Below are 9,648 nucleotides of genomic sequence, written 5' to 3' on the forward strand. Positions count from 1 at the left end.
CACCTCCGCCCTTGCGGAACTTGGCCACCGTCCTACCGGCCCTAAACGCCCGTCTTTGTCGCACGCGCCCGACTCACCACGGCCACGGCTTGAGGTTGCTGCGCGGGTACTTCCACCTTTTCCAAGACCACTGACTTGAAGGATCACCATGTCTGTAGAGACACCACCGGCCAACCTGCCAGCACCGTCTGACTTCGGCCTCGCGGAGCAAATCAGCGGCTGGGCGCCGGGCCCGGTAACGGCCGTCGACCCGATTGACCCCCGCCCCGCCGCGGCGCTGGCCGCCACCCTCGGCTTCGACGCGCCGCCGGCAGGCATTCTGCCGCCCCTGTGGCACTGGCTGTACTTCTTGGACTGGCCGCCGGCCAAGGAACTCGGCGAGGACGGTCACCCCGCATCCGGACCCTTCCTTCCGCCCCTCAAGCAGCGCACCCGGATGTTCGCCGGCGGCCGCCTTGAACAGCACCGTCCCCTCGCGACCGGGGTCGAGACTCTACGCACCACCACACTGGTCCGCACCGACATCAAGCAGGGCCGCACCGGCGAGCTCCTCTTCCTGGTCCTCCGGCACGAACTCCGTCAGGAAGGCGTGCTCTGCGTTGTCGAAGAACAGGACATCGTGTACCGGTCAGGCCCCGTCAGCAGACCAGCCCCCACCGGCCGCGGCGCCCAGGCCGTCGCTGAACCCGTCACCCCAGACGCCGTCCTACGCCCCACCGCAACCATGCTCTTCCGTTTCAGCGCTCTCACCGCCAACGCCCACCGCATCCACTACGACGCCGACTACGCCAGGGACGTCGAGGGATACCAAAACCTGGTGATTCACGGACCCCTGCAGATCCTGCTGATGCTGCAGGCAGGCGCCGGGACCCGGACGGGGGAGCAGCTGGCCCGAGCCCGGTACCGGCTCAGCAGCCCGGCACTGCTCGGCGACCAGCTGCTCGTCACGACGAAAGCAGAAGACCACTCCGTCGACGTGGAAATTTCCACCTCCCCCGGAGCGCCCGCCAGCGCCAGCGCCCAGGTCACCTTCGCATGAAGCACTTTCAGACAGAAAAAGCCGGGGACCTGACGGCTGCAGCCGTCCTGTCCCCCAGCCCAAGGACTTTCCGCCCTTATGCCTGCGAGTGAATGTCCCTGTGAACCGCGGCCCGTAGTACATAGCGGGCCGCGGTACCTTTGATCCCCTCAACTTCTTCATCGCTCAGCTTCCGGCGGACCTTGGCAGGGACTCCGGCAACCAAAGACTTGGGCGGCACAATGGTACCCTCCAGCACCACCGCACCGGCAGCAACCAGTGAATTCGCGCCGATCACCGCACCGTTCAGCACGGTGGAGTTCATGCCGATCAGGCAATCATCCTCGACGGTGCAGCCGTGAACGACGGCACCGTGCCCGACACTGACCCGCGAGCCCAGAGTGCACGGGAAGCCGGGGTCGGCGTGCACGACCACGTTGTCCTGCAGGTTAGTCCCCTCACCCACATTGATGGGTGCCGTATCGGCACGGACCGTAACGCCGTAAAAGGCACTCGAACCGGGTCGAAGCTCCGCCTGGCCGATAATCGAGGCGGTTGGGGCAACGAAAGCGTCGTCGGAAACCACGGGAGCATCCCCCGCGAAGGCGTATATAGGAGTCATGCGCCCCACAATAACGGCGCAATCCCCGCACACCAGCAACCTCGTGGTCTGCATCACATCGTTCGAATCCGCCGCGCGACCAAGCTCCTGTCGGCCTCGCTGGCGAGAAGGCCAGGCCCCTAGTTGCTGTGCCTGTGCTGTTCCGCGCTGTAACAATGGCTAAAAGCTTGAACAAACTCTTCATAAGCTGCCCAGAAATATCCGTCGGCTGCGACCCGCTGACCCGAAGTAGAAAGACGAATGTGCCTCGAATAACCAACCACACCGGCAATGGGAAGTCCCTGCGCCCCAGCGATATCGATGATTAGGTCATCCTTCCGGGGTTCCTTAGGAGTCTCTTCAGCAGCGCCGGCTTCGAAAACGCTTCATAGCCAAATGGGCAGGGAATCTGACTTGATCGTCAACTTCGACGCGCATAAGCGTCGCGGCGTTCTGCTATGAGCGCAGCGGACCCGACCGCGTCGCCCCCAGGCCGTCCCGGAAGGCGTGCAACCGCATTGGCAGGCTTTACCACCATAGTTGCGGTGCTGCCTGTCTTCCTCGCCGGTGGACTGGCAATTCAACTGGAGGCGGAGCTTGGTGCCGGAACCGCCATCTTGGGGGCCGCCGTCGCTGTCTACTGGGGCGTCTCGGCGCTGCTGTCAGCGCTGGGCGGCTACCTTGCCCAGCGGTTGGCACCCCGCAGCGGCATGCTACTGTCCGTCGCAATTGGGCTGGTGGCACTGCTGGGTCTGGCCTATGGAACTCCGCACTGGGCATGGCTGTTCGTGTGGCTGGCCATCGGCGGGGCGGCCAACGCTCTGGCCCATCCCGTGTCCAACGGCTTCATTGTCGACCAAGTAGCTGTACAACGCCGGGCCTTTGCCTTTGGCCTTAAGCAGGCTGCCATTCCCGCTGCCACGCTAACTGCAGGGCTGTCCGTTCCCATCCTTGCTCTCACCGTCGGCTGGCAGTGGGCCTACGTCGGTGCGGCGGCCGGTGCCGTTCTCCTCGTCGTAGCACTGGCCCTAATGGTTCCCCACAAGTCCCGCTCTGCTGCACCTGAAACGCGAACCCATCGCGTCGGTGCTCGGCTTCCCCGTCAGCTGAGAACCTTCCTGCTGGCCACCGCTATGGTCAGCGGAATGGGTTCAGCGGCGGGAAATACTTTGGGAGCCTTTACAGTCTCCACAGCAGTGGATAGCGGTTTTGCTCCCGGTGGCGCCGGTCTGCTGCTGGGTCTGGGCAGTCTTGCCGGGTGCCTGGTCCGGCCTTTGGTAGGCCTGGCGGCCGATAAAGGCCTTGGCGGTTCGATGACCACCGTCGCCCTGATGCTGGCTACAGGAGCCGCGGGTATGCTCGCTATGGCCACCGGTGAGCCTACGGCCTTTGCCGCTGGATGCGTGCTCGCGTTCGGCTTTGGCTGGGGGTGGAATGGGCTCATGCACTACGTCATCGCTCACCGCTCCCACCCTTATGCTGCTCAGGCCACAGGGATTTCCCAGAGCGGAACCTACATCGGCAGCACCGTCGGTCCGTTTGCCTTCGGGTTCATTTTCACAAGCCTCGGCTCAACGAACGGCTGGATCCTCGCCGCCGTCATTGCTTCCCTTGGCGCTGTAGGTGCCCTGTTCGCCAGTCGTCTGGAAAAGCAACTGTAGCCTCCGCCCCAAACTGAAGCCGTCACTTCACCGCGCTCATGACTTTAGGCTGCGCCCAGGCTGGCCCTACGGGCACCCTATGCCTATCCCGATGCGGTTTGTGGGAGGGAAGCGCGGCCGTCCACCCCATTTGCGCAACAGGTGCGCGGCAACCCGGCCACGCCGCCGATCTTCCGTTGCACGATCATTAGTGAGAGCAGCAGATTGCCGAAGCTGCCGCGGATAGCAAGGAGAGTTGCCCCATGCCAACACGGATCAGTTTCGCCAATCTGGAAGTCTTTCTGACTGTTGTTCGAAGTCCAACGATCAGTCAGGCCGCCGAGAAACTCAATATCGCCCAGCCGGCGCTCAGCCAGCAGCTTCGATTGCTTGAACGTCGGCTCGGAGTGACGCTTCTCGAACGCGACGCCCGGCCGTACCGCCTCACGGAGGCTGGGCGCCTGCTGAAAGACGAGGCGGAACGGCTGCTGGCCGACTTCTATGAGCTCGTCGAACGGCTGCAGGGGGTATCTACGGGAAAACGTGGCCGACTTCGGATCGGTTTCACCCGTTCGGCTATGTATGGCGTCCTGCCTTCGGCGGTGCGGGCTTTCACAGAATCCCGTGGGGACGTCGAACTTCAGCTCCACGAGATCCTTACAGAGGACCAACCGGAGGCTTTACGGACAAGCGTCATCGACTTGGGGATCGGCCGCGATCCTTCCGCGTCACCGCAGATCGCCCAAGAGGTACTACTCCGGGAGTCACTTGTCGTCGCCGTTCCTCTCGGGCACCCGCTGGTCAAGCAGGGACGTGTGCCCCTCCGTGCCCTCGAAGGGGAAGCATTCATTCTGTTCCCAAAGGGGGAGTCCGCCAACTTTCCTGCGCGGGTCACGGCGCTCTGCCGGGAGGCGGGTTTCGTGCCCAACGTCGTGCATCAAGCGTTCGAGATTGATTCTGCTCTCGGGCTGGTCGCCGCAGGGTTGGGAGTAACGGTCGTTACTGCGGGGCTGGCGGCGCATGGAAGATCAGACGTCCGGTTCCTGCCTCTGGACGGTCTGCCTGTCGGCGCGACGACGGAACTGGTCGCCCTCACGGTCCAAGGCACTCGGCGACCCCTGGTTGAGGCCATGCTCGCACAATTGAGGTCAACGCCCCCACAATCCTCATAAGCGCCAACGTATGAGAACAGTGAAATTCGGTCTTGGACGCAGTGCACTGTGAGGGGACACGATTGTAAGTATCCCGGGAATAGCCCGGTTGGCGCCGGGATCCCAGCGCGCAGATACCGTGCCGGAGCACTCAATTCAGAAGGAGACCAGGCGTTCAGCCGATCCCTATGACAAAGACACAAACCGAGCTTGGTTCGGTGTCAGAAGCCTATGCGGGGGATGTCACCGAAGCACACCTGCGGCGGCTGCTGAAGCTGGGAACCGCCACTGTATATGAGGCGCAGGGTCAGCGGGGGTCCATCGCCGCCGAGATTCGTCCCGTCGACCCAGCCATGAAGCTGATCGGCACAGCGCTGACAGTGGATACGAGCCCAGGGGACAACCTGATGCTCCACCAGGCTGTCCTGATGGCCCAGCCCGGTGACGTCCTTGTCGTTGATGCCAAGGGATTCACTGATGCCGGACCCTGGGGCGACGTCCTGACCCTTGCCGCCCAACGCGCAGGGATCGTCGGACTCATCATCGATGGCTCCGTCAGGGACTCCGAAGCGATCATCAATGCAGGCTTTCCGGTCTTCTCCCGCGGCATCTCTATCCGTGGAACCACCAAAGTCGACCCGGGCCACATCGGCGGCACGATTAACTTCGCTGGAACCCTCGTGAAGCGCGGTGACATCATCATCGGCGACCGTGACGGCCTCGTCGTCGTCAAGTCCGGCGAAGTCCTGGAATCACTGCAGAGTGCGGAGGCACGGGAAGCCAAAGAAGAAGAGTACCGGCGCCGGATTACGGAGGGGGCCTCCACCGCCGAGCTCCTTGGCCTGCTGCCTACCCTGCAACGCTACGGATGGTGACGCTGCACCGCCGCCAGCAGCTGCTCCTGGTCCCAAGCTCCTGTTCAGGGGCGGGACGCTTTTCCAACATTCTCAGGGCAATGACGCCCACCCAAACATAAAGAACAGCCAAAGGAGACTGATCTTCCGATGACCACTTTAAGTTCGTCCACTTCATCGACCCGCCCAACCCGCGTCAGGTGGAAGGGCGGTGCCATTGTTTTCTTTCTGTGCTTCGTCGCCTACCTCGACCGGATTGCTTTCTCAGTATCGGCCAGCCCAATAATGAAGACGCTGGGCATTGACCCGGTCCAGTTTGGCCTGATCACCACTTTGTTTAATATCGGCTACTTCCTGTGCCAAATTCCTGCCGGAATGCTGGTCCAGCGGATTGGTCCCCGCAAGGCAATGGCACTCTCCATCCTGGCCTGGTCTGTCTTCACCGCCTGCACAGGGCTCGCCAACTCACTGGTGATGCTTGCCATGACCCGCTTCCTCTTCGGAGCCGGTGAGGGTCCGGTGTTCACCGCGGCCAACAGCTTTTTCGCTAATTGGTTCCCGCCGCGTGAGCGGGGCCGGGCAAATTCACTGATGAATGCAGGCGCCTTCCTCGCCCCCGCACTGGGCGCCATGCTGCTAGTCCCGGTGATCACAGCCTTCGGCTGGAATGCCATGTTCTTCGCGTGCGCCGCCCTGGGCGTCATGTCCTGCGCTTTGTGGTACTTTTCGGTTTCCGACCGGCCTGGGCAGAGCACGAAAGCGAATGAGGCCGAGCGCGCGTTGATCGCGGCAGATAGTGAAAATACTGGTTCGGTCAACGTGCGTGTCCCGTGGAGCATGTTCCTGCGCCAGCGGTCCTTTTGGACCATCGCACTGGGATTCTTCGGCACATTATGGACCATTCAGTTCTTCATCTACTGGTTGCCCTTTTACCTCGAGGCGGCACGTCACGTTCCCTTTGCACAGGTCGGCGGTTACACCAGCCTCTCATTCGTCTGCATCACCATCAGTGTGCTGGTCGCCGGCGCCCTCAGCGACGCCATTCTCAAGCGCACCGGGTCGCGGTTCATTGCCCGTAACCTGGTCGCCATTGGGGGCCTCGTGCTGGCGGCAGTATGCCTTGTCCTCAGCACCACGACTCAAGATCCTTTGGGAACGGTCCTGTGGTTGAGTGTGGCCCTGGGTGGAGCCGGTTTTGCCCAAACATTGTCATGGACCATGGCCACGGACATCGGCGGACAGTACACGGCAACCGTGGGCAGTTGGATGAACACCTGGGGGTTCGTTGCCGCTGCAATCGTTCCGACGGTGGCGCCACTTGTCGCAAAGCAGTTCGGCTGGACTGAAGTGATCCTTCTCAACGCCGGCGTCATCGTCCTCGGCGTCATCGGCATAGCACTAACGAAGACCAACGAGCGGCTCCTGTCCGGGCAGCAAAGCGCAAGCACCATCGCTCCCGCGCCCACGCCTACACGATAAGGGCCAAGGAGCTGGGCGTGCGGACGGAGCAACTTAGGAACAAAGACACGGCCATGCACACTGTGCGTGGCCAGGAACAAAAGAGGGAAATGATGAGCACCACAATTGCAGCCGCTACCGTCACTCGGCTTGCTGCGTTACCGACCGCCACAATCTCCGACGCCCTGGACTCCCTGGGCCTGCACGGCACTCTCCAGGGGATTGCACCATTGACCTTTGATTTCCGTGCGGTTGGACCCGCCTTCACCGTGCAGTACGAACCGGCCGGAATGGAACGCGGCAGTGTCGGTGACTTCCTTGACGACGTTCCGCCCGGCTCCATCATCCTCATCGACAACCAAGGCCGGACCGACGTTACGGTATGGGGAGGCATCATGACAGAGATCGCAGCCAGCCAAGGGATAGCAGGCACCGTGATCAATGGGGTCTGTCGGGACGTTTCCACGTCTTTGCAACAGGGCTACCCACTCTTCAGCTGCGGTCGTTTCATGCGCACTGGTAAGGACCGCGTTCGGCTCGTATCCGTTGGGTCAGGACTGACGATCAACGACGTGCGGGTCTCACCTGCGGACATCATCTGCGGCGATGCTGATGGAGCCCTCGCAGTGCCATATGCCTTCGCGGAACGCATTGCCGATATCGCAGAACGCATCGAGGAGACTGAGACCAGGATAATCGCCGCGGTCAAGAACGGATCAACCCTGGTTCAAGCGCGACGCGACCTTGGCTACCACGACCTGCAATGGAAGTCCTGAGCACCCGGCGGCCATACGTGCGTGTCCCCTGCTAGAAGCATATTTGCCATCGGCCGCCCTCTGATCTGCTCGATACGCGACCGGACCGACAAGAGAGAGTGCGAATGACCGCATACCGTCAGAACAGCTGGAGCCACCTCATTGGCGCCTTCGTTGAAATCCGGAGAAACAATCAGGTGTTCCGGACAGGATTCGTAGATGATGTGATGCCGGATTCCAGTGCCTTATGGCTGGCCGCCGACCAAAACCACTCCAGGATCCTCTTTGACGCAGCGCAGGGGTTCGAGGTGTGGGTCGAATCCCGGGAGCTCGAAGGACAGGGCCGCTATCGAATGACCGCATGTGCGCTTGATTCCAACGGCGATTATTCGCAGTTGCGGACTAGCAGGAATAGCACGTCGGCCCGGGAAAATCCCTCCGGACTTTTCGCAATCCTTAAGGGCCTGCAACCATCGCACCGAAGGGAAGCGTCTGTGCTGATGTCGAGCAGCTTGGGAACGCTTCCTGCTGACAACGCCGTCAAGGCTGGTGTACTTGAAGCATGACCCTCTCAGACGCCGCCCTGCTTGCCGGGTACGCGGAGCTTGATTCCGCCGCGGTCTCGGATGCTTTGGACGCACTGGAGCTGCCACCGGGCCAAGCCGGTTTCCTGCCGGTCTGGGGCCACCCGAAAATTGTCGGCTTCGCTGTCACCGTCCAGCTTGAGCCGTACGTCCCCGGGCCCTCCGGTGCCCACATCGGATCGGCTGCCGTCGCCGCCGCAACGGATGAGGACGTGATCGTGGTGAACAACGAGGGCCGTACTGATGTCTCATGCTGGGGCGGACTCCTGAGCCTGGGCGCCGCGCTGAATGGCGTCCGCGGTGTGGTGGCCGACGGTGCCTGCCGCGACGTCAACGAAGCCCGCGAGTTGAGCTTCCCCGTTTTTGCCAAGGGACGGATCCCGACAACCGCACGCGGCCGGTTGCAGCAGCGCTCCACCGGGGAGCCTGTCAAACTCGGTGACGTCACCGTCACCCCTGGCGATGTAGTGTTTGCAGACGAGACTGGGGTCGTCGTGGTACCCCGCGAGTGCGCCGAAGAAGTCCTGGGAAAGGCCCAAGCCGTGGCAGAACGGGAAGGCGGCATCGCCGCGGACTTGCGCGCCGGCATCTCACTCCATGAAGCCATGCGCGACGCGCGCCTGGCCGGAACCACTGAACAGCACTGATGAAAACGACAACATCAGACGTCGGGCAAGGCCTGAAAGTTACCCCCGCAGTATCCATCTCCGATGTCTGGATTTCCCTTGGCATCCCAGCAGCCAACAACCCTTTTTGCAGCCGCTCCCCCAGCGGTTTTGAAGAGCCGATATCTGATCTTATGTAAAGCTGGACGGTTGAAGGCTTCAATTCAACCTCTTTTCATGTCCGGTTTCAGTCGTTCTGGCATTCGCAGTTGACCTGTCGTCCTCCGGAATATGCCCGGACGGTTCAGGAGCGCAAGCCGGCCATGCGGAACGCGGCTTCTCAGCCCCTCGTGCCGCCAGAAACCGAAGAAGTGCCCGGGGAAGAAAAACCTGACACTGTCCGCGCTGGTACGCCCTCGCAACGCGGGCCGCTGCATCGAGGAAGAGGAGGACTAACGTGGCGGTACCGGGCGCACTCCCGTCGTGGCACCAGTTCGTGGAACGCAAATACACTGAACCCGACACGATCGCCATGGCTGGTCGTGCGACAGCCCAGGAACTCGCAAACAAAGTGATCTACACGTCGCAAGCGTCTCGCTTGGCACCCATCGAAGCCCGTCTGGACCGCCTCCTGTGAGTCCGCATAGCGAAGGGATCTGCCCTTCCTCTCGGGTTCTATCGGCCTTCTAAAGGGCAGTTTCGCCTGATTCGTGTCATCATCACAACTGAATACAACCCCTGATACAGTTCAGGCGTTCCGCGTTTGAGGTCGGGACGGCTGTAAGTTCGAGGGGGACAAAATCAAATACCGTGCGCGTGCGCTGCTTGCCACCATTCTCAGCATTGCTTTGAACATCGACCTCAGCTTCACCGTTGAAGGCACCCAAGCCGATGTGACGCCGGCGGAACTGTCCGCGGTCTCCCTTGCCTCCCCCAGGACCGTCGGTCCCGGCGAGAAGGTCACCTTCGACTGGACCATCAC

General features: G+C 61.9%; 9 protein-coding genes. 8 read left to right on the forward strand and 1 reads right to left on the reverse strand.

Annotated features, from left to right (window positions below):
* Positions 1–148: 148 nt before the first annotated feature.
* Complete coding sequence (locus tag BM372_RS18105) at positions 149–1,039, forward strand: HTD2 family dehydratase (protein WP_090956832.1); 891 nt, start codon at positions 149–151, stop codon at positions 1,037–1,039.
* Positions 1,040–1,115: 76 nt separating this feature from the next.
* On the opposite strand, the gene BM372_RS18110 is transcribed toward BM372_RS18105, so the two are convergent.
* Positions 1,116–1,640 (reverse strand): gamma carbonic anhydrase family protein, encoded by a 525-nt coding sequence (locus BM372_RS18110; protein ID WP_090956851.1) that lies wholly within the window; start codon positions 1,638–1,640, stop codon positions 1,116–1,118.
* A gap of 497 nt (positions 1,641–2,137) precedes the next feature.
* Here BM372_RS18110 and BM372_RS18115 point away from each other — a divergent pair, with 497 nt between their 5' ends.
* From BM372_RS18115 to BM372_RS18145, 7 genes are all read left to right on the forward strand, one after another.
* Complete coding sequence (locus BM372_RS18115; RefSeq protein ID WP_177236068.1) at positions 2,138–3,280, forward strand: MFS transporter; 1,143 nt, start codon at positions 2,138–2,140, stop codon at positions 3,278–3,280.
* 242 nt (positions 3,281–3,522) lie between these two features.
* A complete protein-coding gene (locus tag BM372_RS18120; protein ID WP_090956834.1) occupies positions 3,523–4,431 on the forward strand; it encodes a LysR family transcriptional regulator in 909 nt (302 codons plus the stop codon).
* A gap of 167 nt (positions 4,432–4,598) precedes the next feature.
* Positions 4,599–5,285, forward strand: a complete 687-nt coding sequence (locus BM372_RS18125) for a 4-carboxy-4-hydroxy-2-oxoadipate aldolase/oxaloacetate decarboxylase (RefSeq protein WP_090956835.1) — start codon at positions 4,599–4,601, stop codon at positions 5,283–5,285.
* A gap of 129 nt (positions 5,286–5,414) precedes the next feature.
* Positions 5,415–6,743, forward strand: coding sequence for an MFS transporter (locus BM372_RS18130; RefSeq protein ID WP_090956836.1), 1,329 nt, complete (start codon positions 5,415–5,417; stop codon positions 6,741–6,743).
* 92 nt (positions 6,744–6,835) lie between these two features.
* Positions 6,836–7,498 (forward strand): RraA family protein, encoded by a 663-nt coding sequence (locus tag BM372_RS18135; RefSeq protein ID WP_090956852.1) that lies wholly within the window; start codon positions 6,836–6,838, stop codon positions 7,496–7,498.
* A 104-nt stretch (positions 7,499–7,602) separates the two neighbouring features.
* The gene (locus tag BM372_RS20555) at positions 7,603–8,043 is read left to right on the forward strand and encodes a hypothetical protein (RefSeq protein ID WP_143111510.1); all 441 of its coding nucleotides are present in this window, start codon (positions 7,603–7,605) and stop codon (positions 8,041–8,043) included.
* Positions 8,040–8,708 carry an RraA family protein gene (locus BM372_RS18145; RefSeq protein ID WP_090956837.1) on the forward strand — a complete coding sequence of 223 codons (669 nt, stop codon included), beginning with the start codon at positions 8,040–8,042 and terminating at the stop codon, positions 8,706–8,708. Before BM372_RS20555 ends, BM372_RS18145 begins: the two co-directional genes overlap by 4 nt.
* Positions 8,709–9,648 lie beyond the last annotated feature (940 nt).

Origin of the sequence: Arthrobacter sp. ov118 (genome assembly GCF_900116495.1) — a bacterium.
GTDB lineage: Bacteria > Actinomycetota > Actinomycetes > Actinomycetales > Micrococcaceae > Arthrobacter.

Coding starts and splice junctions, on each gene's coding strand:
- BM372_RS18130 (WP_090956836.1), top strand. CDS start 5,415: ATGACCACTTTAAGTTCGTCCACTTCATCGACCCGCCCAACCCGCGTC.
- BM372_RS20555 (WP_143111510.1), top strand. CDS start 7,603: ATGACCGCATACCGTCAGAACAGCTGGAGCCACCTCATTGGCGCCTTC.
- BM372_RS18105 (WP_090956832.1), top strand. CDS start 149: ATGTCTGTAGAGACACCACCGGCCAACCTGCCAGCACCGTCTGACTTC.
- BM372_RS18125 (WP_090956835.1), top strand. CDS start 4,599: ATGACAAAGACACAAACCGAGCTTGGTTCGGTGTCAGAAGCCTATGCG.
- BM372_RS18110 (WP_090956851.1), bottom strand. CDS start 1,640: ATGACTCCTATATACGCCTTCGCGGGGGATGCTCCCGTGGTTTCCGAC.
- BM372_RS18120 (WP_090956834.1), top strand. CDS start 3,523: ATGCCAACACGGATCAGTTTCGCCAATCTGGAAGTCTTTCTGACTGTT.
- BM372_RS18145 (WP_090956837.1), top strand. CDS start 8,040: ATGACCCTCTCAGACGCCGCCCTGCTTGCCGGGTACGCGGAGCTTGAT.
- BM372_RS18135 (WP_090956852.1), top strand. CDS start 6,836: ATGAGCACCACAATTGCAGCCGCTACCGTCACTCGGCTTGCTGCGTTA.